Annotated in this window: 21 protein-coding genes; 12 read left to right on the top strand and 9 right to left on the bottom strand. The window is 65.7% G+C overall.

The genetic code is table 11. The annotated features are described in order from the left end of the window. Positions 1–14 precede the first annotated feature (14 nt). The 7 genes from DX923_RS09125 (at position 15) to DX923_RS09095 (ending at position 11,001) form a co-directional block, all read left to right on the top strand. The gene (locus DX923_RS09125) at positions 15–1,727 is read left to right on the top strand and encodes a threonine/serine ThrE exporter family protein (protein ID WP_116114284.1); all 1,713 of its coding nucleotides are present in this window, start codon (positions 15–17) and stop codon (positions 1,725–1,727) included. Between the two features lie 160 nt (positions 1,728–1,887). Then, positions 1,888–4,611, top strand: coding sequence for a phosphoenolpyruvate carboxylase (locus DX923_RS09120; RefSeq protein ID WP_116116253.1), 2,724 nt, complete (start codon positions 1,888–1,890; stop codon positions 4,609–4,611). Between the two features lie 806 nt (positions 4,612–5,417). Next, positions 5,418–5,837 carry a hypothetical protein gene (locus DX923_RS09115; protein ID WP_116114282.1) on the top strand — a complete coding sequence of 140 codons (420 nt, stop codon included), beginning with the start codon at positions 5,418–5,420 and terminating at the stop codon, positions 5,835–5,837. Positions 5,838–5,861: 24 nt separating this feature from the next. Further along, on the top strand, positions 5,862–7,262 hold the full coding sequence (locus DX923_RS09110; protein ID WP_205413012.1) for a purine-cytosine permease family protein: 1,401 nt from the start codon (positions 5,862–5,864) through the stop codon (positions 7,260–7,262). 329 nt (positions 7,263–7,591) lie between these two features. Beyond that, complete coding sequence (locus DX923_RS09105) at positions 7,592–9,346, top strand: thioredoxin family protein (protein WP_116114280.1); 1,755 nt, start codon at positions 7,592–7,594, stop codon at positions 9,344–9,346. Positions 9,347–9,437: 91 nt separating this feature from the next. Continuing rightward, entirely contained in the window at positions 9,438–10,286 is an 849-nt protein-coding gene (locus DX923_RS09100; RefSeq protein WP_116114277.1) for a DUF1684 domain-containing protein, read from the top strand. After that, complete coding sequence (locus DX923_RS09095) at positions 10,279–11,001, top strand: tRNA-dependent cyclodipeptide synthase (RefSeq protein ID WP_162872883.1); 723 nt, start codon at positions 10,279–10,281, stop codon at positions 10,999–11,001. The genes DX923_RS09100 and DX923_RS09095 overlap by 8 nt, the downstream gene beginning before the upstream one ends. A 512-nt stretch (positions 11,002–11,513) precedes the next feature. On the opposite strand, the gene lpdA is transcribed toward DX923_RS09095, so the two are convergent. The 5 genes from lpdA to DX923_RS09070 form a co-directional block, all read right to left on the bottom strand. Next, entirely contained in the window at positions 11,514–12,911 is a 1,398-nt protein-coding gene (gene lpdA, locus DX923_RS09090) for a dihydrolipoyl dehydrogenase (RefSeq protein WP_116114273.1), read from the bottom strand. 121 nt (positions 12,912–13,032) lie between these two features. Then, positions 13,033–14,406, bottom strand: coding sequence for an ABC-2 transporter permease (locus DX923_RS09085; protein WP_162872882.1), 1,374 nt, complete (start codon positions 14,404–14,406; stop codon positions 13,033–13,035). Beyond that, a complete protein-coding gene (locus DX923_RS09080) occupies positions 14,399–15,265 on the bottom strand; it encodes an ABC transporter ATP-binding protein (protein ID WP_116114269.1) in 867 nt (288 codons plus the stop codon). The genes DX923_RS09085 and DX923_RS09080 overlap by 8 nt, the downstream gene beginning before the upstream one ends. Further along, positions 15,262–15,654, bottom strand: a complete 393-nt coding sequence (locus tag DX923_RS09075) for a GntR family transcriptional regulator (protein ID WP_116114267.1) — start codon at positions 15,652–15,654, stop codon at positions 15,262–15,264. Before DX923_RS09075 ends, DX923_RS09080 begins: the two co-directional genes overlap by 4 nt. 27 nt (positions 15,655–15,681) lie before the next feature. After that, positions 15,682–16,320 (bottom strand): GNAT family N-acetyltransferase, encoded by a 639-nt coding sequence (locus DX923_RS09070; protein WP_162872881.1) that lies wholly within the window; start codon positions 16,318–16,320, stop codon positions 15,682–15,684. Between the two features lie 360 nt (positions 16,321–16,680). Between DX923_RS09070 and DX923_RS09065 the strand changes: the two genes are divergently transcribed. After that, a complete protein-coding gene (locus DX923_RS09065) occupies positions 16,681–17,736 on the top strand; it encodes a MaoC family dehydratase (RefSeq protein WP_116114263.1) in 1,056 nt (351 codons plus the stop codon). 244 nt (positions 17,737–17,980) lie between these two features. Further along, on the top strand, positions 17,981–18,889 hold the full coding sequence (locus DX923_RS09060) for a type IV toxin-antitoxin system AbiEi family antitoxin domain-containing protein (RefSeq protein ID WP_116114261.1): 909 nt from the start codon (positions 17,981–17,983) through the stop codon (positions 18,887–18,889). A 315-nt stretch (positions 18,890–19,204) separates the two neighbouring features. Here DX923_RS09060 and DX923_RS09055 read toward each other — a convergent pair whose 3' ends face one another. Then, complete coding sequence (locus tag DX923_RS09055; RefSeq protein ID WP_116114259.1) at positions 19,205–19,825, bottom strand: class I SAM-dependent methyltransferase; 621 nt, start codon at positions 19,823–19,825, stop codon at positions 19,205–19,207. Positions 19,826–19,875: 50 nt separating this feature from the next. Between DX923_RS09055 and DX923_RS09050 the strand changes: the two genes are divergently transcribed. Then, complete coding sequence (locus DX923_RS09050; RefSeq protein WP_116114257.1) at positions 19,876–20,721, top strand: PHP domain-containing protein; 846 nt, start codon at positions 19,876–19,878, stop codon at positions 20,719–20,721. Then, on the top strand, positions 20,718–21,329 hold the full coding sequence (locus DX923_RS09045) for a MarC family protein (RefSeq protein WP_116114255.1): 612 nt from the start codon (positions 20,718–20,720) through the stop codon (positions 21,327–21,329). Before DX923_RS09050 ends, DX923_RS09045 begins: the two co-directional genes overlap by 4 nt. 129 nt (positions 21,330–21,458) lie before the next feature. Here the strand turns inward: DX923_RS09045 and DX923_RS09040 are convergent, their stop codons facing one another. From DX923_RS09040 to DX923_RS09030, 3 genes are all read right to left on the bottom strand, one after another. Then, positions 21,459–23,000 carry a DEAD/DEAH box helicase gene (locus DX923_RS09040; protein ID WP_116114253.1) on the bottom strand — a complete coding sequence of 514 codons (1,542 nt, stop codon included), beginning with the start codon at positions 22,998–23,000 and terminating at the stop codon, positions 21,459–21,461. Between the two features lie 360 nt (positions 23,001–23,360). Next, positions 23,361–23,585: a DUF3107 domain-containing protein gene (locus tag DX923_RS09035; RefSeq protein WP_116114251.1), complete on the bottom strand. Its 225-nt coding sequence runs from the start codon at positions 23,583–23,585 to the stop codon at positions 23,361–23,363. A 29-nt stretch (positions 23,586–23,614) separates the two neighbouring features. Beyond that, the gene (locus tag DX923_RS09030) at positions 23,615–24,307 is read right to left on the bottom strand and encodes a TetR/AcrR family transcriptional regulator (RefSeq protein ID WP_346218081.1); all 693 of its coding nucleotides are present in this window, start codon (positions 24,305–24,307) and stop codon (positions 23,615–23,617) included. A 34-nt stretch (positions 24,308–24,341) separates the two neighbouring features. On the opposite strand from DX923_RS09030, the gene moeB reads away from it, so the two are divergent. Continuing rightward, entirely contained in the window at positions 24,342–25,613 is a 1,272-nt protein-coding gene (moeB, locus tag DX923_RS09025; RefSeq protein WP_240322579.1) for a molybdopterin-synthase adenylyltransferase MoeB, read from the top strand.

Below are 25,613 nucleotides of genomic sequence, written 5' to 3'. Positions count from 1 at the left end.
GGACAGGGTGGGACATGGCGCATGACGACACGCCGGAGGACGGCCAGGACCGGAACTCCGAGAGGTCCGGCACCGCAGGCGGCGACAAGAACGACGGCGCGATCCAACCCGCCGGAAAAGACCAAGCACATCCGGTACCGAGCATCCACGAGACCGGTCCTATCGCTACCAAATCGGTGACCTCGCCACTCCCGCTCGCCTCGGCGCAACCAGAGCTGCGCAGCCCCCTGGACGATGCCGCTCCTGCTGCGGAAAGCGCCGCTGCCAAATCGGTTTTCCGCAGCCGAGCAGCCATCCAACGGTGGCCTTTGGACGCCGAACGTCGCACCCGGCTGCGGAACCGCTTCCTGCACGCTGTCGAAGGAGCCCCGCCCACCTGGGGTATGCGGATACAGCCAGCGGACGACGGTGTCGAAGAAGCCCGCGCCCGCGCAGTGATCGACCTGGCGATGCGGATCGCCGAGGCTCTGCTCACCACGGGTTCTTCCGCCGCCGATGTCACGGCCACGGCGATCCAGCTGACTCACGCCTACGGCCTGCGTTCCGTGCACGTCGACGTCACCTTCACCTCGATCACCGTCTCCCACCATCGAGGAGAGCGGCATGACCCGGTCACCGTGATGCGGGTCGTGTCCAACCGGACCTCCGACTTCGACCGGCTGCGACGCATCCAGAAACTGGTGGCTGCGCTCGCCCAGGACCCGATTCCCATCGAGGAAGCCCGCGAACGGTTCACCGAGATCATGCGGCGCCCGCATCTTTACCACCGTGATGTGGTCACCGCTGCCAATGCTGGTCTGGCCGGGGCGATCGCGGCTCTGCTCGACGGAAGCCGGCAGGAGATCGTCCTCACCCTGGTGACGGCGGCCTTCATCGACCGTGCTCTGTTGTGGGTCTCCCGTCGAGGGCTTGCTGCCTTCTTCGCGCAGATCATCGGAGGAGCGATCCCCACCGGGGTCGCCATGGTCCTGATGTATGCGCGTGCTCATGATGTCGTCGGCCTCGGGTCGATGTCCCCCTCGGTGGTCGTGACCGCGGGGATCGTGGTGCTCCTCGCCGGGTTGCAACTCGTCGGAGCAGCTCAGGACGCCATCGACGGTTATTATGTGACAGCCACCGGTCGCGGTTTCGAGGTCCTGCTGATGACCTTGGGGGTCGTGGTGGGGATCTTGATAGTGCTGGGCCTGGGTAACCGGGCCGGGGTCCCGGCCTACATCTCACCGACCCTCGGTTTCGCACCTTCGGTCACTTCGCAGATCAGTTTGGCGGCATTGGTCTCGGCGGCCTTCGCGATCACGACCTACTCGGGGCCGCGTACCGTCCTGGTGTCCCTGGTGACCGGAGCTTTGGGATGGTCCGCTTATCTGGTGGGCGTTTTTCTCCAGCTGTCGATCGCTCCGGCCAGCGCTATCGGTGCTTTCGCGGTGGGTCTCTTCGCTCCGGCGTTGGGACGCTTCTGCCGGGTGCCTTCCCTGGCGATCACGACTGCCGGATTGGTGACCCTGCTGCCCGGCGGCATGGTCTATCGCGGGTTGTACGACTATGTGGGCACGGCCTCCGACGAGGGGCTCGTGACGCTGATGTCGGCCGGAACAGTGGGCCTCGCTCTGGCTGCCGGGGTCAGCCTCGGCACCTATGTGGGCCGACCGATGGGGGAGGCGCGGGCTTCCAAGGAACACACGAAGGCCCTGAAGCGGGTTCTTCGGCGGCGGCGGACCACGCGATGAAGAGTCGGCGGCGTCTTGATCAGCGTCAGGGACGCACCTGGACCTGAGCTTGCCACAACGGGTCTACGTCGGTTGTTCAGTCCACGGGTAGCGGGACAGGAGCGTCCATACGGCGAACCTGCAGGAGAGCGGGGGCGCGAATTTTCCTAGCATGGTGGGTATGAGCGGAGCTTCTTCCGCGGCACCGGCTTCGTCCGACCTGCCGCGGGTTTCTCGTGATCTGGATCTGTTGACCTCTTTGCATGCCACGGTGTTGCGTGAGGCCGGTCTGTCCGATCTCGTCGACCTCATGCAGACCCTGGTGGAGGCATCGGCCGACACCGGTGACGCGGGGGCCTTCACCCGGGCTCGGGAGGTCGTGGCCGGGATGGACGACGACACCGCAGCCTTGCTCGCCCGGACGGTGACTGTTCACCTGCACCTGACGAACTTGGCCGACGAACGACTACGTGCGCGGTCCTTGCGCGCCGAGGCCCGGGATTTCGGGACCGGCGTCGAAGCCGGCGGCGTGGGCGCAGCTATCGCCGAGATCGGCGAGTCCGCAGCTCGTCAGGTCGCCGACCTGAGGATCCATCCGGTATTGACGGCGCATCCGACTGAGGCCCGACGTCGTGCGGTGACCACGGCGCTGGTACGGATCTCTGAACAGCTCGACCGTTTCGACGACCCGTGGTCCGGCAGCCTGGAACGCGATTTCGCGCGTCGGCGGATGCTGGAGGACATCGACATCCTGCAACGTACGTCGACCCTGCGTCGGACCAGACCCGAGCCGGGTGACGAGGTCAAGTCGATCTTGACGGTCTTCGACCAGACCTTGTTCCGGGCGGTGCCCAGGCTCTACCGGGCCGTGCACGAAGGCCTGGGAGCTCAGGAGATGCCCCCGGCTTTCGTCCGATTCGGTAGCTGGGTCGGCGGCGACCGCGACGGCAATCCGTATGTCACCGCCGAAGTGACCCGGCGCACCATGGCCGCGCAGGCCCAACACGCCTTGGCCGCACTGGCCCAGCACGCCGACCGGATCGCTCGTACCCTGACCGTGGACGAGATCAGCACCCCTCCCTCGGACGCGCTGATGGAAGCGCTGGCCAATGACGCGGTCCGGCTACCTGATGTGATCGCCCAGATCGTGAAGGATTCCCCCGGAGAGCCACACCGCCAGAAGATGCTCGTGGTAGTGGCCCGATTGGATCTGACCCGCCGCGAGAAGACCGGAATGGCCTACACCGGGCCGCAGGAGATGCTGGCCGACCTGGCACTGGTGCAGGACAGCCTGATCGCAGCCGGCGATACCCGCGCAGCCCGTGGCGAACTGCAACAGCTCATCTGGCTGGTCGAGACCTTCGGATTCCACTTGGCCGAGCTGGAGGTCCGTCAGCACAGCGAGGTCCATCAGGCTGCGCTGGTGGAGCTGCTCAGCGGTCTGGACTCCGTGGAAGACCCCGAGAGCGCGGCCCAGAACCCGATCTTCCTGGACGAGCTGGCCACCCGGGGCTGGCCCGAAGGTGTCTCCGGGCGGCGGATGGCCGAACTGTCCGAGCGCACCACCGAGCTGCTCGACACCTTGCGGGTGATGGCTTATCTGCAGGAACGCTGGGGGGAACGCAGCTGCGGTCGGTACATCGTCAGCTTCAGCCAGTGCGCAGCCCACCTGGTGGCCGTCCGTGCCCTGGCCCGGCTCGCCGTGGGCGACCGACCACTCCGGCTCGACGTGGTTCCCCTCTTCGAGACCGGCGAGGACCTGCGGTGCGCAGAAGTGACTCTCCACGAATGGATCGAACTACCCAGCACGATCGCCTGGCTGCAGTCCACCGGACGTCATGTGGAGATCATGCTCGGCTACTCGGACTCGGCGAAGGACGTCGGCCCCGCCAGTGCGACGCTCACCCTCGACCGGGCACAGTCGAGACTGTCGGCCTGGGCCCGCCGCCATGACGTGCGGATGACGCTCTTCCACGGTCGAGGAGGCTCCCTCGGGCGGGGCGGTGGCCCATTGCACCGGGCGATCCTGGCCCAACCGACGGGGTCGGTCGACGGCCGTTTCAAAGTGACCGAACAAGGTGAAGTGATCGCGGCCCGCTACGGCGATGTGATGATCGCCCAACGGCACCTGGAACGATTGACCAGCGCGGTCCTGTTGACCGATGAGCCGGAGCGTGCCAGACGCCGGGGGGAGACGTGCCGCTCCTATGCCGATCTGTCCTCGACCATCGACGAGGCCTCTCAGCGTGCCTACCGGGCCTTGGTGGAATCTCCAGGGATCGCAGACCTGCTGGCTCAGGCCAGCCCATTGGACGAGTTGGGTGAGCTACGGCTGGGCTCCCGGCCCTCCCGGCGCAGCGGGGGTGAGACCGGACGTTCACTGGCCGACCTGAGGGCCATCCCCTGGGTCTTCGCCTGGGCACAGGCCCGGGTCAACATTCCCGGCTGGTACGGGCTCGGATCGGGCCTCGCCGCAGTCGACGATCTGGACTCGCTGAGGCAGGCCTACCGGGAATGGACCTTGTTCGCGTCGCTGATCGACGTCGCGGAGATGAGTCTGGCCAAGGCTGATCGCGCGCTCGCCGAGGCTTTCCTGGACCTGGGGGAGCGCCCTGAGCTGGTGGCGACGATCCTGGAGGAGTACGACCTGACTCGCCGTCTTGTGCTGGCGGTCCTGGATCAGGATGAGCTCTTGGAACGTAAACCTCATCTGCGCCATGCCATCGACATGCGGCGCCCGTACATCAATGCCTTGTCGCACTTGCAGATCCGGGCTCTTCGGATGGTGCGTGAGGGCGTGCTGGACGAGGAGGGGCAGACCGATGAGGAGATGGTCAAGCGGTGGCGGACTGTGCTGCTGCTGACCATGAACGGGGCCGCAGCCGGCCTGCAGAACACTGGCTGACCTTTTTTACCGGTGCATGACAAGGCCTCGGCAGGCCCAGCCCCTCTGAGCGGGCTGGGCCTGCCGAGGCCTTGTCATGTCCAGGGCACCTTTGAGGAAACGGTGCTGAGACTCTCAGCTGACGGTCGAGAAGGTGTGTTCTGATACCGAGCGTGATCGGCGGTAGCAGCGTTGCGCGTGCTTCTTCTTCGTGTGGGGGAGGAGCCTGACCGCGTGGCAGCGCTGTTGACGGGGGACTGACCACCCCTGGCCGATCACGGTGGATGGCGGCCTCTTCGGGCCGGAGCAGGCGGCGATGCGCTCTGCGCGGAAGCAGGGCCTTCGGGCAGCGCGTTCTTTAGCTGCTCGGAGAGTCTTTCGATCATCAAACATAGACAGTCTCCGCATTGAATTTATCGAATCAATGCGACGTATGGGGAATTGCTCCGAATTGAACATAATTCGGACGCGGAATGTTGATGAAATTTCAACGATTCAGACAGCAGTCTCCATGGAAAAGGGTGCAATGAGGCCTATCTTCTGCCTCAGACTTCTGGCGGTCGGCACCCTACGCCTGTTCCTACCTGCCAGCAACTCGGTTTCATAACGCTCAATTTCGGATTTTCGGCAGTAAATCTGCTGGTCAGATTCGATCTGGGCGATTTCTCCCCCTCGTTTTGGGTGAAAAATGGAGCCAAAATGTAAGTGAATTGTCTTCAGGGCTTTACATCTTCGTGGCCTACGTAGTTGAATCTCACCTGTCGTGCGGCCGGGCTCTTGAACGCCTTAGTGCTGCAACGTTTCTCGAGGTCAGCGAGGGGTTGTTGATGTATAACGATCGATCTGGGATCGGTCCGGGAGGCGCGAAGACGATCACCAAGTCGGTGAGCGTCGCCATGATCTGCCTGTCCATGCTGTCGCTGTCCGCCTGCGGTGGAGATGCCAAGGAAGGCGGCTCCGCAGGAAGCTCCGAAAACACTCCGCCGGCCCCGGCGGTGTCGGCCCACCCGGTCTCCAAGGTGGAAGAAGGAGTGAAGGACGCGGTCGCCAAGCTCGGAGCCAAGCCGGCTCAGGCCGATGACGTCGAAGCTCTGATGAAGCTTGCCTGCGTCGTCAAGCAGTCCGAGGTCAAGGACGATGCGATGGCTGAGCAGATCCGCACCGAAGCCAAGGAGCGCAAGGTCCCCCAGGCTGCGCAGAAACCCGAGGTCGTCGTCGCGGCCGCGAAGCAGCATCTGTGCCCCTGATCCTGGCTGAGCTGGAAGGACATCATGGCTACATCCCCTGTTGCCCAGAGTGCAGCTACTGCGGAGAAAACTCCGGCAGACAATTCGTCGTCGATTCCTGAACACGATGACTACGCCCTGGTCAGGGTGCCGGACGATGCTCGTTACGGATGGTTGACCGTCGCGGTCCAACGTTTCGGCATGTTGTCGGCTCTGGCCCAGTTCCTCTTGTCCGCCTCGATCGGCATCGGTCTGAGCTTCTGGGACGCGATGATCGCGATCACCCTGGGCTCGGTGATCCTCGAAGTGGTCTCGATCATGTTGGGAGTGGCCGGAGTTCGCGAGGGCCTGTCAACCTCTGTCCTGGCTCGGTGGTCAGGATTCGGTACCGCAGGTTCTGCCGTGGTCGGCCTGGTCGTTGCGATCACCCTGGTGGGATGGTTCGCGATCCAGAACGCCGTCTTCGCCGAAGGCCTTCACACCTTGATGCCCTTCCTGCCGATCTGGGTCTGGGCCGTGCTCGGTGGGCTGGGGGTCACCGCGATCGTGACCCTCGGGTTCGCCGCGATGTCCTGGGTCGCCTGGGTCGCCGTACCGGCATTCCTCTTGGTGTGTGTGTGGTCCGTCGCCCAGGTTCTCTCCCAGCACGGAACAGAACTTTTCTCCACTCCTCCTCCAGGACAGCCGATCTCGTTGGCTGCGGCGACCACCTTCGTCGCCGGTGGTTTCATCATCGGTGCGATCTTCACCCCTGATATGGCGCGCTACAACCGCAATGTCGCCGACGTGGTGAAACAGACTGTTCTCGGAGTCACCTTCGGCGAGTACTTCGTCGGAGTCATCGGGGTCCTGCTGGCTCACGCCCTGAAGGTCACCACCCCGGACGACGCTGGAGTGGTCATCGAGATCATCCAGAGCACCTCCGGTGTGCTGGGCGTCATCATCCTGGTCCTGTCGATCGTCAAGGTGAACGACTGGAACCTCTACCCCTCCAGCTTGGGTGTGGTGAACGCGGCACATGCTCTCGGCGGGATCAACCTCTCCCGAGCGACCGTCGCCGTGGCATTGGGCCTGATCGGCTCGCTGATGTCGGCGCTCGGTTTCGCCAAACTCTTCCAGCCCTTCCTGTTCGAACTGGGCATTCTGTGTCCGCCGATCGCAGCGATCATGATCGCGGACTACTTCGTCTGTCGCTCGTGGCGAAAAGAGCTTGACGAATCGCGGCTTCGAGGCGAACTCCCTTCTGAAGCACCGACTTACGTTCCTGCTGGGGTGATCGCCTGGGTTGTCGGATATCTCGTCGCCAGAGCGTCCGCCATGGTGCCCGATCTTCTGTGGGGCTGGAATATTCCGGCCTTGACCTCGATGATCGCGGCATTCATCTGCTACCTGATCGCTGCTCGATTCGGGCTGGCCCGCGGGGCTGGAATTCGCAAGATCAGCTGAATCGGGTCTTCTGAACCCATGAATGATCAGTTTTCCGCAGACGAATCCGGTGAATTCAACCGGCGTGATCTCTGAGCTGATCTGAATATGTGGGGCGGCATCTTCGGAGTCATTCCGGAACATGATGCAAGCCCGGGGCCGTCTACCTGCGATATCTCGATCGGCCCTGCCCGGATACCAAAGATTTCGTGTCCTCATAAGAGGACGCGACGCGGATGATCCGAAGAGATGGAGGTGGCTGAGTGATCTGTATTTTCCGATTACGCGGAGACCCACTGAACAGGTAGACGAACTCGACTGTCGACCACACATCGAAAGGGAAAGATTTTATGAATTCGATTTCACGGCGTTCCGTGGGCCTGGTGACTGCGAGCGTTCTGCTCCTCACCGGAGTCGGTACCGGAGTGTCCAATGCCGTCACCACCTCCCCCTTCGGGGCCGAGGTGTCCGCGGTGCAGGGCGGCGCGTCGATCGTCGACGTGAACATGAGCAACCTTGAGCAGCTGAAGAAGCAGAGCAGCCAGCGCCCTGTCTTCTTCCTGATCACCGCTCCTGCCTGGTGCGGCGCCTGCCGGACCATGGACCCGGTCATCCGCCGGATGGCCGAACAGGCTCAGGGTAAGTGGACCCTGGCCGTCATCGACGCCGACCGGTCCGACGCCAAGCGGGCCTTCCAGGTGCGTGGCTACCCGACGATCGTGCCCTACGCCAAGGGCAAGGAAGGCTCGCACCTGTCCGGGTTCCCCGGTGAGGCAGGGCTGAAGTCCTTCATCGACAAGACGGTCAGTGGTTTCGGGCCGGTCGACTCGAACCCGCCGAACAAGCCCGAGGAGCCGGGTCGTCCGGGTCAGCCTGGTCGTCCGGGTCAGCCCGGTCAGCCCGGTCAGCCTGGTCAGCCTGGTCGTCCGGGTCAGCCTCCGGCCGGTGACATTCCGATCGAAGACGGTGGCCAGAAGCCGGTTCGCCCCGGTCAGCCGGGTCAGCCGGGTCAGCCTGGTGGACCTGGTGACGGCCAGAAGCCGGTTCGCCCCGGTCAGCCCGGTCAGCCGGGTCAGCCTGGTGGACCTGGTGACGGCCAGAAGCCGGTTCGCCCCGGTCAGCCGGGACAGCCGGGACAGCCTGGTGGACCTGGTGACGGCCAGAAGCCCGTCAAGCCGGGACAGCCTCCGGCCGGTGACATTCCGATCGAAGACGGTGGCCAGAAGCCGGTTCGCCCCGGTCAGCCCGGTCAGCCTGGTGGACCTGGTGACGGCCAGAAGCCCGTCAAGCCGGGACAGCCTGGTGGACCTGGCGATGGCCAGAAGCCCGTCAAGCCGGGTGGCCCCGGTGAGGGACAGACCCCGGTCAAGCCCGGAGCACCCGGCAAGATCGTCGAGGTCACCGACAAGAACTTCGATCAGCTGATGGCTGGCTCGAAGAAGGTGCCCTTCATCCTCGACTTCTCCAAGGAGGGCTGCGACCCCTGCGAGAAGCTGGCACCGGTGCTGGCCGAGAAGGCCAAGGCCAGCAACGGCGCGTACGTCATCGGCAAGATCGACGGGACGAAGTACCCGAAGATCTGGGAGCGCTTCGACAAGCCGTGGTTCCCGACGTTGATCTCCATCATCGACGGCAAGGAAACCTCGCGTCGTAGCGGATACGACGGCGACAAGGCTGCGGTGAACACCTGGATCGACCAGGCGGTCAAGGGCGGCAAGGCCGTGGCCGACCCGGCCACGGTGAACATCAGCGACGAGGAGTCCTGGAAGAAGGTCGTCGCGATCTCCAAGCGTCACCCGGTCGCGTTGCGCCTGCACCTGGACAACTACTCGCAGTCCTCGAAGCGTCACGGACAGGTCGCTGCCGAACTGGCCAAGGCCAGCGGTGGCAAATGGACCCTGGCCAATGTGGCGTCCAACGACTCCGCCGTTCGGAAGATTCTCGCCAAGAACGGTGTGACGCTTCCCGGTGGTCTGCCCGCCATGGTCGTGATCTACAACGGCAAGCTGCAGTCGTCGGTTCCTGCGATGCAGGGCCCGCAGGGCAAGCCGCACATGGAGGCCTGGGTCAGCAAGATGCTCAGCACCCAGTACCCCACCAAGTAAGTCTCATCATTTCCTGATCGACGGGGCCGGGTACGAGAAGGTCTTCGTACCCGGCCCCGTTGTCGTCGTACAACCCCTGTTGAGGAGAGAAATGCCCACTGGTGTCGGAGAAACCGAAGTCGTCCTGTCCCCGGAAGAGCTTGCCCACCGAGAATGGGCACAGGAACGGCTGGCTGCTGTGACCGGCGCGCACGGACCGCTGGCCTTGGTGGATTTCCACGAGGTCAGCGGTCACGAACAGGTCATCGGTCTGCCGCTGTCGGCTGCCCCCGGCCCTGACGGCCAGGGCGTGCTGATCGTTCCCGACGAGGGCGCTCAGCTGGACATCGACGGGGTGCCAGTGACCGGCCCGACTGTGATGTCTCTGCTGCGTGGGGACGGGACCCCCTTGTTGACCTGCGGCGACACCGTCGTCGATGCTTTCAGCCTGGACGGTGACTCCGTGGAGCTGCGGATCTACCGGGCCGAGAACGAACAAGCGCAACGGTTCGCCGGCATCGAGGTCTATCCTTTCGACCCGGAACTGGTCGTGCAGGGTGAGTTCCGCCCCTATGACCAGGCCACCGACGTGTCCTGGGGATTCTCACGAGAGTCCGATGACGGGCACGACAAGAAGGTTCCCGGCGTCGTGGAGGTCGAGGTCGGCGGGAAACGCTACGACCTGGTGGCCTTCCTCGACCACGAGGTGCTGGTGATCGTCTTCGCCGACGGGACGACCGGCCGGGAGAGCCATGCCCCCGGTCGTTTCCTGAAACTGTCCGGGGTCACCGGAGTCGGGCCGATCGAGGTCGACTTCAACCGGGCCTTCATTCCGCCGTGCGGTTTCTCCGACTACTTCAACTGTCCGCTGCCCCCGGCCGAGAACCGGATCGAAGCGCCGGTCCGGGGCGGGGAACAGCACGTTCTATGGGCTGATGAGGTGGATGGCCACCGTGACTGATCCTCTTCTCCGCGATGTCGTCTTCCGACGTGAGCCGCTGACCGAGTCCTGCGCGCAGATCGTGTCCGAGGCTGGTCACGTCTGCGTCGGGGTCAGCCCGTTCAACGGTTACTTCAACCAGTCCCGGATCACCGAACTGGTGTGTTGGGCGTTCGAGACCTACCCGCAGGCGAGTTTCTTCGTGCCGGACAAGTCAGCGGCGCACACCCTGCGCGCCCTGGGATATGCCGAGGCCAAGGCGGAGTCCAAGGCTCGTAAACAGGGCAAGTACGTGCTCAACAAGGTGCGTACGGCCTTGGCGCAGGTGGGCGTGGAGGAGACGCCGGGAATGGTGCTCTGTCACGAGAGCCTTTCGGTGAACCCTCGCTATCTGGAACTTCTTGACGAAGGACGGCGGCGCTATGCGCAGGATCCGGACTTCCAGGAGGCCACCTTGGCGACATCGCGGGGGATCCTGCAGGCCTGGGAGGAGGAGGGCAATCCTCCTCAGGAGAACCAGGAAGAGCAGGCTGTTCAGTATTTCCTGGAGGAGCTGCCGATGTTCATCGACACTCCTGGCATCGTCGGGGTCGATTCCTCGGTGTTCGTCTATCACCGGGAAATCCCTTACCTGAGGCGGCTCTACGATCGGGAGCTGAGCTGGCGTCCTGCCGAACGTCAAGGGTTTGCGCTGGTCACCGTCGACGAGCGCCCGAGGGGTGGTCCGGCCCTGTAGAGGTGAGCGCTTCAAGCGGTGACTTGGGTGGGGTTCGTGCCGAGGAGGCACGAGCCCCATCTTCGCCGTGGACGTAGAACGTCCCTCAACAGAATATTGGTTGAATTTCTTTGGAGGCCTATGGAAACAGCGGCTCTTCGGTATCAAGATGACCGGTATCAAGAGGAGCCTTCTCGGGGTTGAGAACCTTCTAGGAGGCGGTGCCGCGTCCACTGCCGTCGGCGAGGACAAGACGCCTACGGCGTCGTGTCCTCCGCCATCTGTCGGCGATGAATCACCTGAACCCGTCCCGCACCCCCAATCTGGGGCGGCTGGTCCACGACATCCGAGGACGTACGGAGATCGTCGGCTCTCGTCCGATCTTCGCCCGGATCAATCCCTGCTTCCTGGGCGATCTGGTTTGCCCGCCGTTCTTATCTACGCAGACAAGGACGGGATCAAGGAGTACATCCGGCCCGGTCGCCATGGAAGGTGACCGGGCCGGATCCGATGTCGGTGCTACGACCCCTTGGTCAGAAGTTGATCATGTGGCCGCTGATGCCGTGCATGGCCTCCTTGAGCGCCTCGCCCAAGGTCGGGTGCGCGAAGACCGTGCGGCTGACCTCGTCGGCGGTGAGGTCCCACTGCTTGGCGACATTCGCGGCCGGGAGCAGCTCGGTGACATCCGGGCCGATCATGTGGACGCCGAGGATCTCGTTGTACTTCGCGTCGGCGACGACCTTCACGAAACCGGCGGCCTCGCCCAGACCCTGGGCCTTGCCGTTCGCTGCGAAGGGGAACGACGAGGTCTTCACCTCGTGGCCGGCGTCCTTCGCCTGCTGCTCGGACAGGCCCATCGAAGCGATCTGCGGGTGGCAGTAGGTCGCCCGAGGAATATTGGCGTAATCCACCGGCATGGTCTCCGCGCCGGCGATGGTCTCGGCGGCGACGATGCCCATGGCCTCAGCGACGTGGGCCAGCATCATCTTCGCGGTGACATCACCGATGGCGTACACATTCGGCACCGAGGTGCGGCAGAAGCCGTCGACCTTGATCGCGCCCCGCTCGGTCATTTCGACGCCGATGTTCTCCAAGCCGTAGCCCCGCGTGCGCGGAGCGAAACCGATGGCGGAGAGGAGACGGTCGGCTTCCAGGACGGTGCTTTCGCCGCCGGCGGCCGGGGTGACCGTGACCTTGACGCCGGAGCCGGTGTCCTCGACGGAGTCGACCTTCGTGCCGACCATGACCTTCACGCCGAGTTTCTTGTAGTGCTTCAGGAGTTCCTTGGAGACGTCGGCGTCCTCGGTGGGCACCATCCGGTCCAGGAATTCCACGATCGTCACATCGACGCCGAAGTTGGCCATCACATAAGCGAACTCGACACCGATGGCGCCGGATCCGGCGATGATGATCGAGCGGGGGAGGTTCTCGTCGAGGATCTGCTCCTCATAGGTCACGACATTCTTGCTGACCTCCACGCCCGGGAGCATCCGGGTGACCGCACCGGCGGCGATGATCAGGTTGTCGAAGCTGATCGACTTAGTCTCCCCGTTGTTCAGGGCGACATCCATGGAGTTCGCCCCGGTGAGGGTTCCCCATCCGTCGATTTCGGTGATCTTGTTCTTCTTCATCAGGAAGTGGACGCCCTTGACGATGCCCGCGCTGACCTGGCGAGACCGCTTGTGGGTCGGACCGTAGGACATCGTGGCGTCGCCCTCGATGCCGTACTTGGCCTTCTCGTGCGTCAACGTGTGGGCCAGCTCGGCGTTCTTCAGCAGTGCTTTGCTGGGGATGCAACCCACGTTGAGGCAAACTCCACCCCAGTACTTCTTCTCCACCACGGCGACGCGCTTGCCGAGCTGCGCTGCCCGGATCGCCGCCACATATCCACCCGGGCCGGCGCCCAGGACCACCACATCGAAGTCAGCCATGGGGATAAGCCTATCCGGGACTTTCAGCACTGTCGGTCACGGTGTCGTAGTGCCCGGTCGATCAGCGCCCCCGTCGTCGCGAGGCTCCAGGGTCGACACCGAGAGCACCGTCCACGGGGGCTCATAGGTCCTGACGCTCGTAGATCCGAGTCGTGACCCCGTAGGACGACGTCAGGGCGACAGCGGCCACCGATACCGAGGCACTGAGTGTTCCCCACCACGGCGCCTGAGCCAGCAAGAACTTCGTATCGGCCCAGGCGTCGGGTGCCGTGAACGCCACGGCGATGAGCCCAGTGGTGAGCAGCATCACCGTCGCGAGAACAGCCATGACACCCCTCCACGCACCCCAGCGGGTCGAGAGCGGAATCGCCAGACCCAGGACGGCGGACAAGGCCACCGCCACCGCAGCCACCCCGAGAAGAGCATCCGTGCCCGACCCGCGACCACGGAACAGGTCGAAGCCCACCAGTACGGCCAGGACCGCCGTCACGACCGCCACCACGCCGGACACGACCAGATACTGCGCGGCGACCACCTCACGCCGACCCACCGGCAATGCGTCGTACAACCGGCCCAAGCCCGTGCCACCCGCCAGGTGAACGACATTCAACGAGACCGTCAGCGCGAGCGGCACCAGGAAAAGCGTGCTGGACAGGGCATCGACAGCCACCGCGGCGAGCACCGTCGGGATCAGGAGAAGGGCGACGACCGGCCTGAGCTCGCGTAGCGCGAGCAGCTGCAGCCGGAGCACGGGAGACCATGGCAGACCGGACAGGCAGCCACCGGATCGGTCTCGGCAGAGAACCGCCGAGGACCACGGCGCGTCGGACCGCGTTCCACACCGCAGAATCACGCAGCGACGGTAGGAGGCCCACAATGCAAGCAGGACCGCGCCGACGACGGACGGAACCAGGACGGAAGGCGACCACAGCGGCCGGAGGACCTCCCAGCGGGGAAGAACAGCACCACCCCTGAACGACAGCCAGTGCTGAGCCATCAGGACCGCTTGGATCGCCAGCAACAGGACGACCGCCGGCACGGCCACCCACCAGGCCCGGTCGGTGCCATAACGATCGGCGACCGGCCAGAACAACGACGAAGCCGCGCCGACCAGTAGCAGGAGCAGCATCGCCCCGGTCGTCCCGGCGCCAGCACCGATGTCACGCAGCCGCGCGTCCACCATCACCAGCGACAAGGCCGCCACCGTCGCGTAGCCCAAGACCGCCACGGTCACCAGATGATGCGCGGCGGCGACGATGCGAGCAGAGACCGGAAGGCAGGCCTGAAGCCGCGGCAGGTGCGCAGACTCCTCGGCCTGGGCCAGAAGACTGATCGCCATCAGCGGGATGAACATCACGGTGACCAGCGCCAGGCCGAGCCCCAGGGTCGCGTAGGCGAAAGCAGCGAGCACGGTGAAGCCCGCGGCGGGCAGGAGGAAAGAATGCAGGACCCGCAGGTCCAACCGGAACATCGCCAGCAGTGGTCGCTCAGCCATGGCTGGCCACCGGTGCATCGAGTGAGGACAGATGCCTCACCAGCTCGTCCAGGGTCGGCTCTTCCACGACGCAGGCGCCGGACAGATGGACGGTGTCCGGCGTGGCCATGACACCTGCCCAACCGACCGAATGCTCCCGTAGCCCGTGGACCATTCCGCGCAACGGATCCGGCAGTTCACCCAGACCGCCGTGCACCATCCGGAAGGCGTCCAGGATCTCCGGGGTGTCCCCGGCGGCGACCATCCGACCGTGGGCGAGGACGACCACCCGGTCGGCGATGCGTTCCAGGTCGGCGGTGATGTGGGTGGAGAACAGGATGCCGTGGTCCTCGTGCAACATGAACCCGGCGAGTTCGTCGAGAAGCTCGCAGCGTCCGACCGGGTCGACGCCGCTGGTCGGTTCGTCCAGGATCAGGAGCCGGGCGTCGTGGCTGAGCGCGACGGCCAGCTGCAGGCGCAGCGCCATCCCACGGCTGAGCGATCCGACCTGGGAGGAGGTGCTCAGACCGGCCCGGTCGGCCAGGCGGGCGAAGGTGCTCCGGTTCCAGCGCGGGTAGAAGGGCGCCAGGGCCAGTTCCACCTCGGCGACGGTCCAGGTGGGCAGGTACGGGGGAGTGTCCAGGACGACACCGATCCACTGCTTGTCGATCAGGTGGACCGTCCCCCGGTCCGGGCGGAGCATGCCGAGGGCGCAGCCGATGGCGGTGGTCTTGCCGGCTCCATTGGCGCCGACCAGGCCGACGACCTGACCGGCTCGCACCTCTAGGTCGAGGTCTTCCAGGTGGAAGGGGTCGAAGCTCTTGCCCAGTCCGTTCAGGGACAGCAGCGGCTGGTCGTCGGGGTTCCGCGCGGTGTTCATCGGCGCTCCTTCGCGGCGGTGATGGCGTCGTCGAGCAGGCGGTGCAGCTCGGCGGGGGAGAGATCGGCCCGAGCGGCATGGAGTACGCCGTCGAGGAAGCTGGCGTGCACGAGATCGCGGATCTGGCCTTGCCAGGTGGCGGTGTCGATGTCGAGGACGTAGCTGCCTTTGCCCGGGACATTGGCGATCAGGCCGAGGGCGGCCAGGTCGCTGTAGGCACGGGTGGTGGTGATGACGCTGACCTGGAGGTCCTTGGCGAGCCCGCGGATGGAGGGCAGCTGTGCGCCTGGGGGGAGGTCCCCGTTCAGGATCGCGGCCTGGGTCTGGGCCCGGATCTGTTCGTAGATGGGTTGTCCGGTGGTTCTGGAGAGGGTGATGCTGAGCGGCAAGAGGCCACCTCCTACTGTCTATATGCACTATAGACGGTCGGGGTGTTCCAAGGCTCCCTTTCCTCCGGACGGACGCCACATCCCCACCGCATCCTGATCCCCCAGCGGATTGGGCACCGGCCCCAGCTCCACGAAATCCCACCGCTGGTACAAGCGCGCACTACGAGGCGTCGTCGCCTCCAGATACACCGGGACCCCCTGCGCCTCCGCCCTGGCCAGCCCATGACGCAATAACGCCGACCCCACCCCTCTGCCCCGGGACCGCGTCGCCGAACCGACCACGTACAGATACCAATGCGGAAAGGTCGGATGCCTGTCCAGACAGGCACGCTCACTGCGCACCGACGCCGGGAAAGACCGACCCAACGCCCTCGCCAGGGCCGGCATCCCCCGCAACTCGGCCCACCTCGACCGGTGCCACGCGCCCGGCTCCGCCCACAGCGCAGCACCAGCCAGCCCACCCTCGGCATCCGGGAGGACGTCCACCGCGCCGGACGGGGCGAAGATCTCCCCGATCTGCACCGTGAACATCCGCGCCAGCCTGGACGCCGGATCCTGCGCGTCCCGGACCACGGCACCCAGGGTGGGGTCGTCCCGGAAGACCTGGCCCAGGAGCATCGCCACTGCCGGATACTCCGGGACGGACGCCGTACGCACATCGCTCATGACCGCCATCCTCCCGCTCCGCGCTCACCACGGTCTCGACTGGTGGGCGTCCGGCCAGGTGAGTGAACGTCTTCGACACAGAGGCAGCGGACACCAAAGGAGCAGGGCGCTTCGACTCCGGTGGCCCCCGGACTCTGCGGTGCTTCGACGCGACTGCGGTGGTGTCCTGTCACCCCCGCAGTCACGAGTCACCCTCGCAGTCACGAGTCACCCTCGCAGTCACGAGTCACCCTCGCAGTCGCCAGCCCTCGCGTCGTACGACGGGAGTCGCCGTCCGGCCCAGAGGCGTCGTACGACGTGAGCATTCCCACGTGTCGGATCAGGCGACCAATCACTCCACGCAAGGCAGGATGGCGAACCATGAGCGCGAAGGTGATGAGCGGCAACTATTTCGAGGACTTCGAGATCGGGCAGCAGCTGCGGCACGCGACCCCGCGCACCGTGACCGACGGCGACGTGGCGCTCTACCAGGCGCTCTACGGGCCGCGGTTCGCCGCCACGAGCGGGGCAACCTTCGCGGCGGCCTGCGGGCAGGAACGCATGCCGGTCGACTCCCTGCTCGTCTTCCACATCGTCTTCGGCAAGACCGTGCCCGACGTGTCGATCAACGCGGTGGCCAACCTCGGCTACGCGGGCGGCGTCTTCGGCGCGCCGGTCCACCCCGGCGACACCCTCACCACCACATCCCAGGTCGAGGGCCTCAAGGAGAACTCCAACGGCAGGACCGGTGTCGTCTACGTCCACTCCACCGGCGTCAACCAGCGCGACGAGGTCGTCCTCGACTACCACCGATGGGTCATGGTCAATAAACGCGATGCGGGTTCGCCCGCCCCCGAAGCCGTGATTCCTTCGCTGCCGTCAGCGGTGCCGGTCGAGTCGCTGCAGATCCCGTGGAGAATCGAAAAAGGCTCCTACGACGTGGAGCTCGCCGGATCGCCGTACCTCTGGGAGGACTACGAGGTGGGGGAGCGCATCGACCACGTCGACGGCAACACCCTCGAAGAGGCCGACCACATGATGGCGACCCGCCTCTACCAGAACACCGCCAAGGTCCACTTCAACCAACACACCGAAGCGCAGGGTCGCAACGGTCGCCGGATCGTCTACGGCGGCAACGTGATCTCCCTGGCGAGAGCTCTGAGCTTCAACGGACTGGGCAATGCGCTGTCGGTCGCTGCGATCAACGCGGGGTCGCACACCAACCCGACCTTCGCCGGGCACACCGTCTACGCCTGGTCCGAGGTTCTGGACCGGATGACGGTCCCCGGCCGTGACGACATCGGGGCGCTGCGACTGCGCACGGTCGCGACGAAGGACCGGGCCTGTGTGGACTTCCCGTACAAGGGGGACGACGGCACCTATCTGCCCGAGGTCACGCTGGACTTCGACTACACGGTGCTGATGCCGCGCCGCTGATCATTCGTGGAAGGTTCTGCCTGGACTGCGGTGGCGAACTGGCTCAGCGGTGTTCCGGCGTGGCTGCGGTGGCGTCCTGTCACCACCGCAGCCACAATTTCCCACCTGAGACATCAATCCCCACCGCAGTCACCGTGATGGCAGCGTCAGGTGTTCGTCCCCAACCCCCCGGCGGATTCTCCTCGTCCCCAGACCTGGCCGCACAGGTCGTCGGCATTCCGGGAAGTCGGGACAGGCTGGAGCCATGGATGACGTCGTAGGGGCCCTTGTCGTGGCCGGTGGAGGAGTGCTGACCCGAGCCGAGGCCCTGCGCGCAGGGGTCCACGACACGCAGGTACGCCGGGCGCTGCGGGCCGGTGAGCTGGTCCGCGCCGCCCCCGGGACGTACCTGACGACCACCGCCCATCCCACTCCGGAAGCGGCCCACGCAGCAAGATGCACTGCGGTGCTCCGCAGACAGGGCGATCACATCAGTCTGAGCCACTACAGTGTGCTGGCCTGCGCGGGGATCCCGACGTACCGCTGCGACCTCGACGTGGTGCACCTGGCGACCGACCGACCCGGCGGTCGATGGCGCAGGAGAGGCGCCGTCGTCCACGCCCTGCCCCGCGGGGTGCGGCCGGAACAGCGCATGGTCCCGATCGCGGTCGCCCTGGCCCAGACCGGGCTCGTGGCAGGACCCACATCCTTCCTGGCCTCCGCCGATGCCGCGCTGCGACAAGGGCTCGTGCACCTGGAGGACATCGGAGAAGCCCTCGACCTGATGCGCCGTACCCCGGGGATCGCCCCGGTCCGCGCAGCAGTGCATCGCCTCGATCCCCGCGCGGAATCGGTCGGGGAGAGCGTCGCCAGGGATCTGCTGGGGCACTTGGGGTGGGCGACGACATCGCAGTACCCGGTCGAGGTGGCTGGACGTCGTTACCGGGCCGACCTACGCGTCGTCGACGGGCGGGTGCTGGTGGAATTCGACGGGATGGGCAAGTACGCCGAACGTGGGGCGTTGGCTGCAGAGAAACGACGTGAAGCCGATCTTCGGACGGCAGGATGGGAGGTCGTGCGCCTGATCTGGGCGGATCTTCGCGATCCAGGTCGGGTCGCACAGCTGGTCCAGGCCGCGGTACATCGCTCGCGTCGGACTGCCCGCGTGTCATGACGGTGGGGACCTTGTGGCGACAACGGCGATAGACCATGAGTGATCAGCGGGGCACGACTGAGGTGGTAGGACACGACTGCGGTGGCGTCCTGTCACCACCGCAGTCACCAAAACTCACCCCAGTCCCACAAGGCCATCGCAGTGCTGAAAGCGGAGTTCTGGGAGGTCAAGCGGCGGGGGAGCGAGGTGACTGGAGGAGCTTTCCGTGGGCAGATGGCCGGGGCGAGGCGACCGGAAGATAGATGACCGCTTGATGAGCTGGCCAGAGGCGGAGGAGCTGCGGCCGGGTCAGAGGTGGAGAAGCTCAGACCCGGGTCAGGGGCGGTGCCCCGTCGCAAGGAACAACGTGAAATTCCGCGTCTCGTCCCGGACCTCCTTGTCGATCGAGGTCGCCGTCGTCACCTGGACTTCCACGAACCCGGCAGCACACATCCACGACTCGATCTCAGAACGCCGAAAACCGTGCGGTCCCTCGAAATCAGCATGCTCAGCGTGGAAGGCGCCATCCGGGTCATGGTCCAGATCCACCACGGCGATCCGTCCACCCGGAGCCAGAACCTCAAAAGCGGAGCGCAGTACCGCAGGGACATCCCCCATGTGATGCAAAGCCAACTGTGACAACACCAGGCCGTACGGGCCACCGGGCAGCACCGACGCATCATGGACCACCAGCTCGGCACGCCACCCGTCCCGGCACTCGACCGCAATCCGCTCGGCCGCGACCTCGACCATCCCCGCCGCCGCATCGGTGAGCGTCACCGCTCCGAGCGCATCGGCGAGCTGACGCGACAACAGACCCGTGCCCGCACCCAGCTCGATCGTCTCCGGACGACCCGACAGATCCACGGCCTCTCGGATCGACGCAGCGATCGCACGGCTGCGCGCCACGCGGTCAGGACGCTCGTCCCACCCGGCAGCCTCCTCGCCGAAATCCATGCCGATCAGCCTAGCCCGGCAGCTGAGACGAATCCCATACGCTGGAAATCGTGCTCATCGACCTCCACGCCCACAGCCAGGCCAGCGACGGCAGCGACACTCCCAGCGAACTCGTCGCTCAAGCCCATAGCTGCGGGCTGGACGTCCTCGCCATCACCGACCACGACACCACTGGCGGATGGGCCGAAGCGGCAGCTGCCGCGCACCGCCACAGCATCACTCTCGTCCGAGGGATCGAACTCACCTGCTCCCACGGCGATATCACCGTCCACCTGCTCGGCTACCTCCACGACCCCACCGACCAGACGCTCCTGGCCGAGATGGCGCAGGCCCGCACCAGCCGTGAACGACGCGCCGAAACCATCACCGAAGCGCTCGCCACGGACCTCCAGATAACCTACGAGGACGTCCTCGCTCAGGTCGCTCCCGGAGCCACCGTCGGTCGACCCCATATCGCCGACGCCCTGGTGGCTCGTGGCCATGTCGTCGACCGGGCGGAAGCCTTCACCCGGTACCTGCACGACGGTTCCCCCTACTACCGTCCGCACTACTCGCCCGACGTGGCCGACGGAGTCCGATTGATCCTCGCCGCGGGCGGGATCCCCGTCATCGCTCACCCCTTCGCTGCCCGCCGCGGACGTGTCATCGGTGAGGAGGTCATCGCCGATCTGGCAGATGCCGGACTCGTCGGGATCGAAGCCCACCACCTCGATCACACTGCCGCCCAGACTCGGCAGGCCCTCGACGTGGCAGACCGCCACCGGCTCGTCGTCACCGGGTCCAGCGACTACCACGGCACCGGTAAAACCAACCGGCTGGCCGATCGCACCACCGACCCGGCGCAGTTCCGTGCGCTGCTGGACCGGGAGACCGCCATCGAGGTGGTCCGACCATGAACGTCATCGACGGCGCGGTTTTCGGATCGGTGTTCATCAGCCTCCTGGTCATCCTCGACCCGCCCGGTGCGCTGCCGGTGTTCATCAGCTTGACGAAGTCCTACACCCGCCAGGAAAGGCTCGCCGTCGCCGCCCGTGCCGCCGGAGTCGCCTTCGGCTTGCTGCTGACCTTCGCGCTCATCGGCAAGGAGATCCTCGACTACCTGAAGATCTCGGTTCCTGCGTTGCAGATCTCCGGTGGCCTGCTGCTGTTGATCATCGGGCTGGAACTCCTGATGGGGAAGGAAACTGACCCCACCGAGATCGGGCGTACCCATGTCGCGCTCGTCCCCTTGGCCGTTCCGCTCTTCGCCGGGCCCGGGGTCATCGTCACCATCATGGTGTCGATGCAGCACGCGAGTACGTCGGAACAACGCGGAGCGATCATCCTGGCGTTGGCCGCTGCGATGGGAGTGGTCTACCTGTCGATGCGCTATGCCGGCGCCATCCACCGGGTGCTCCGCGAAGGAGGGACGATCCTGGTCAGCAGGATCGCAGGCTTGCTGTGCTCGGCGATCGCCGTGCAGATGATGGCCGACGGAGTGATTGGTTTCGTCCGGATCGCCTGACCAGTCGGTGTTGCTGCCTCTCGGCGAAGCCGTCGTCGGCGTCCGTGGACGACATCGGTGGAGACAGGGAGGCGGGCCGTCCGGTCTTTCCGGACGGCCCGCCTCCCCGCTCGTTCTTCGCGGTCGTTGTCACTCGCTCTTCGGCACGGCGGCTCCGCCACCGCGGGTGCGCCGCCGCCGACGCGCCGGACGTGACGGTTGCCCCTCACCGGTCGCGGAGGACGCATTCCCGGAGGACTCGCCGCTCCGGCGACGGCTTCCGCCGGAGGTACGCCCACGGCTGGGCCCGCGCCGTCCGGACTTGCCTCCGGTCTCGCCCAGGTCCTCCAACTCTTCGGCGTTCAGGCCGACCCGCACCCGGGCTGCTTTGGGCAGCCGACCGGTGGCGGAGGGGTCGATCTCCAGGTCGGTGTAGAGGTGTTCGCTGCTGGAGTACGTCTCGATGGGTTCGGTGATCCCCAGGTCCAAGGCTTTGTTGATGAGGCTCCACCGGGGGAAGTCGTCCCAGTCGACGAGGGTGATCGCGACGCCGGTCTGCCCGGCGCGTCCGGTGCGTCCCGTCCGGTGGAGATACGTCTTCTCGTCCTCGGGGCACTGGTAGTTCACCACGTGGGTGACATTCTCGACGTCGATACCGCGCGCGGCGACGTCGGTGGCGACCAGGACGTCGACCTTGCCCTTACGGAAGGCGCGCATCGCCTGCTCACGGGCGCCTTGACCGAGGTCTCCGTGCAAGGAAGCAGCTGCGAACCCACGGTCGGTGAGTTCGTCGGCGACCTTGGCCGCGGTCCGTTTGGTACGGGTGAAGACGATGGTCAGCCCACGCCCCTTGGCCTGCAGGATCCGGCTGAGCATTTCCGTCTTGTCCATGGCATGCGCCCGGTAGACGAACTGTTCGATGGCCTGCACCGTGTGGCTGTCGTCACCGGTGGCGATGGCTCGGATGTGCGTCGGCTGGGTCATGTACCGGCGGGCCAGGGCTACGACCGCGCCGGGCATCGTGGCGGAGAAGAGCATCGTCTGGCGGGAGGTGGGCGTCTCACCGAGGATGCGTTCCACATCGGGCAGGAAGCCCAGGTCGAGCATCTCGTCGGCTTCGTCGAGGACCACCGTGCGGATCGAGTGCAGGTTCAGGTGCCGCTGTTGGTTCAGGTCGATGAGGCGCCCCGGGGTGCCGACCACTACTTCGACCCCGCGGGTCAGCGCATTGATCTGAGGTTCGAAGGCCCGGCCGCCGTAGATGCATTCGACGCGGATGCCGCGGCGCTTTCCGGCCCGGGTGAGATCTGCGGCGACCTGGACGGCCAGCTCACGGGTGGGCACGACGACCAGGGCTTGCGGCCGATTCGGGTAGTCCAGGTCGGCATAGCCCGGATCCTGCGGAGCGATGACCTTGTTCAGCAGGGGGACACCGAAGCCGAGGGTCTTACCGGTCCCGGTCTTCGCCTGGCCGATGATGTCGTGACCACCGAGGGCCACCGGAAGGGTCATCGCCTGGATGGGGAAGGGAGTGACGATGCCGTGTTCGGCGAGGGCCTCGGCGATCTCCGGGTGGATACCGAAGCTGCCGAAGGTGGTGTCCGGAGTGATCTCCGGTGCGCTGTCCGCATCGATCGTCGGTAGGTCGTGTTCGACGTCGGAGCGCAGTTCAGCAGAGGTTTTCGTGTTCATGTCGTCTCTCGATCGGGTCCGCCGCAAAGACCTCTGGGTCGTGTCGCGCCATCGGATATGAGCGGCGACATCGGGAGAATGGGCGGACGTACCTGAGCCGATCGGAAGTTTTCAGCGATGGCTCGCGCTCTCCCCGCGCGGGCAAATGTTTCGGGCCGATCGGGCACACATCAGTGCCTCCATGGTAGAGCCCTCTTCCCGAAATCCCTACTGAACCTGCTCATGGCACCTGTGACAGGGGCAGGGGAACGCCCCGAACTACCGGGTCCGTCGTCGGCGGACGGCGATCTGAAGGCCCGTCTTCTACGGGCAAGCGCAGGGGCGCCACCGTCAAGGTGACGCCCCTGGAAGGTCGTTGCTTCAGATCTTCCCGAAACCTACGCCGGCTTTACGCGGGGCGCCGATCTCGACATAGCCGATGTGTGCCCCCGGAACGACCACGACGCCGCCCTTCGTGTCGACCAGACGCAGGGCCACGCCGGTCCCGGTGGCCTTCACCACCTGGGCCTCAACCTCCTCGGGGGTCATATCGCTCTCGAAGGCCACTTCACGGCTGCAATGCTGGACGCCGATGCGGATCTCCACAGTGTCTTTCCTTTCCTTTGGTAGGTCGCTCAGTGCTCGATGAAGAAGTCGTCCACCTCGGCGGACGTGAGAGGCAACCGTTTCACCCCGGTGAAGGCCAAGGCCGCGACCAGGCGGGCGGCGTGGACGCGGGGGATCTGCCGGCCCTCTTCCTGCCACAGTCGGGCTGATTGCTGAGCCATGCCCACCATCGCCGTGGCCAGCAGCCGGGCCTCGGCATCGGAGAAATCAGTGTTGACCTGCATCAGCGGGGCGACGGCTTCGGCGATCGCATATTCGACCGATTCGAGACGCTCCCGGACGGACGGGTCGTTGACCAGGTCGGATTCGAAGACCAGCCGGTAAGGGGTGCGGTCCCGGGCGACGAACTCGAAATAAGCTTCGATGGTGGCGACGACCCGCTCGGCGAGCGTGGGTGCCTCGGCCAGGGCGCTCAGCACGGTGTCGGTGAGCTGGTCGTTGGCGTCGTCGAGCAGCGCCAGGTACAGCTCCATCTTCCCGGGGAAGTGCTGGTAGAGGACAGGTTTGCTCACTCCTGCCCGTTCGGCGATCTCGTCCATCGCCGCAGCGTGGTACCCCGAGCTGACAAAGACGTCCTGTGCGGCCTCCAACAGTTGGGCACGCCGTTCTTGACGGGACAGACGACCACCACGTGGCAAGGGTGCGTCCTCGTCGTAGATCATCAAGCCGCTCCTCAGGTCCTCGTGGGCTCGGTCACTCACGGTGGCGAACATCCTAGCCAGGTAGCCTCACGACATGCAGACCTCGTCGAGCAGCGATGCCGTGTCGGCCGGCCCGGCCGCAGGCCACGAACATCCTGTCAGGACCGGTGACGTCCGTCCGGCGACCGGGATGACCGCCGGACTGGACGACACCGAACGCGAACGGTACGCGCGTCATCTTCTCCTGCCGGGCGTCGGCACCCCCGGGCAACTGCGGCTGCGCGAGGCCCGTGTGCTCGTGGTCGGCGCCGGGGGACTGGGCAGCCCGGTGCTGACCTATCTCGCCGCTGCGGGGGTGGGCACTCTCGGTGTCGTGGACGACGACCGGGTCGATCCGTCCAATCTGCAACGTCAGGTGTTGCACGGCACCCCGGACGTCGGTCGCCCGAAGGTCGATTCGGCTCGTGACCGGATCATCGAGCTGAACCCGTACGTCCGGGTGGAGACCCATCCCGGCCGATTGACGGCGGAGACGGCCGAGGATCTCCTGCGCGGGTACGACGTCGTGGTCGATGCCACCGACAATTTCCCCACTCGCTATCTCCTGGCGGATGCCTCTGTACTCACCGGAATTCCCTTGGTCTGGGGGGCAATCTCCCGTTTCGACGGGCAGGTCAGCGTGTGGTGGCCGGGCCGGGGACCTTGTTACCGGTGCGTCTTCCCCGAGCCCCCAGCGCCAGGGGCGGTGCCTTCCTGCGCGGAGGGCGGCGTCCTCGGCGTTCTTCCCGGGGTGATCGGCACTCTCCAAGCCGTTGAGGTCATCAAGATCCTCGTCGGTGTCGGCGAACCCCTGGTCGGTCGAATGCTCGTCTACGACGCGCTGAGCGCTGCCATCGACACGCTGCCGGTGCGTCGCCATCCCCGGTGTGTGCTCTGTTCGGGCGAGGCGGCACCGATCGTCCTGACCGATCTGCCCGACGGGTGCCTCACCGGGCCGGACGACGACCCACGGGCAGGTGATGTGCGGCTCGCCTCTGCTGGTGAGATCGACCCCGCAGCGGCTGCCGGATGGTTGGCCGGCGACGATCCGCCCCTGGTCGTCGACGTCCGTGAGTCAGGAGAACGGGAGATCGTCCGGCTGCCCGACACGGAGGAACTCTGGATCCCCTTGGGAGAGCTACGCCAGGGTGCGCAGCTTCCGGGGATCTCGTTCGACCGGGAGATCCTGGTGTACTGCCGGTCCGGGGTACGCTCCGCCGAAGCGCTCATGCTGCTCCGGGAAGCGGGCTACCACCGCGCCACCCACCTGGCAGGGGGAATCCTGCGCTGGCGAGCTGAGATCGACCCCAGCCTGCCCGGCTACTGA

The sequence above is a fragment of the Austwickia chelonae genome, assembly GCF_003391095.1.
GTDB lineage: Bacteria > Actinomycetota > Actinomycetes > Actinomycetales > Dermatophilaceae > Austwickia > Austwickia chelonae_A.
This window is presented reverse-complemented; position numbering and strand designations above follow the sequence as displayed.

What these genes read in the sequence shown, in the direction of transcription:
- DX923_RS09125 (WP_116114284.1), top strand. Translation starts at nt 15, where the DNA reads ATGGCGCATGACGACACGCCGGAGGACGGCCAGGACCGGAACTCCGAG.
- DX923_RS09120 (WP_116116253.1), top strand. Translation starts at nt 1,888, where the DNA reads ATGAGCGGAGCTTCTTCCGCGGCACCGGCTTCGTCCGACCTGCCGCGG.
- DX923_RS09115 (WP_116114282.1), top strand. Translation starts at nt 5,418, where the DNA reads ATGTATAACGATCGATCTGGGATCGGTCCGGGAGGCGCGAAGACGATC.
- DX923_RS09110 (WP_205413012.1), top strand. Translation starts at nt 5,862, where the DNA reads ATGGCTACATCCCCTGTTGCCCAGAGTGCAGCTACTGCGGAGAAAACT.
- DX923_RS09105 (WP_116114280.1), top strand. Translation starts at nt 7,592, where the DNA reads ATGAATTCGATTTCACGGCGTTCCGTGGGCCTGGTGACTGCGAGCGTT.
- DX923_RS09100 (WP_116114277.1), top strand. Translation starts at nt 9,438, where the DNA reads ATGCCCACTGGTGTCGGAGAAACCGAAGTCGTCCTGTCCCCGGAAGAG.
- lpdA (WP_116114273.1), bottom strand. Translation starts at nt 12,911, where the DNA reads ATGGCTGACTTCGATGTGGTGGTCCTGGGCGCCGGCCCGGGTGGATAT.
- DX923_RS09085 (WP_162872882.1), bottom strand. Translation starts at nt 14,406, where the DNA reads ATGGCTGAGCGACCACTGCTGGCGATGTTCCGGTTGGACCTGCGGGTC.
- DX923_RS09080 (WP_116114269.1), bottom strand. Translation starts at nt 15,265, where the DNA reads ATGAACACCGCGCGGAACCCCGACGACCAGCCGCTGCTGTCCCTGAAC.
- DX923_RS09070 (WP_162872881.1), bottom strand. Translation starts at nt 16,320, where the DNA reads ATGAGCGATGTGCGTACGGCGTCCGTCCCGGAGTATCCGGCAGTGGCG.
- DX923_RS09065 (WP_116114263.1), top strand. Translation starts at nt 16,681, where the DNA reads ATGAGCGCGAAGGTGATGAGCGGCAACTATTTCGAGGACTTCGAGATC.
- DX923_RS09060 (WP_116114261.1), top strand. Translation starts at nt 17,981, where the DNA reads ATGGATGACGTCGTAGGGGCCCTTGTCGTGGCCGGTGGAGGAGTGCTG.
- DX923_RS09055 (WP_116114259.1), bottom strand. Translation starts at nt 19,825, where the DNA reads ATGGATTTCGGCGAGGAGGCTGCCGGGTGGGACGAGCGTCCTGACCGC.
- DX923_RS09045 (WP_116114255.1), top strand. Translation starts at nt 20,718, where the DNA reads ATGAACGTCATCGACGGCGCGGTTTTCGGATCGGTGTTCATCAGCCTC.
- DX923_RS09040 (WP_116114253.1), bottom strand. Translation starts at nt 23,000, where the DNA reads ATGAACACGAAAACCTCTGCTGAACTGCGCTCCGACGTCGAACACGAC.
- moeB (WP_240322579.1), top strand. Translation starts at nt 24,342, where the DNA reads ATGCAGACCTCGTCGAGCAGCGATGCCGTGTCGGCCGGCCCGGCCGCA.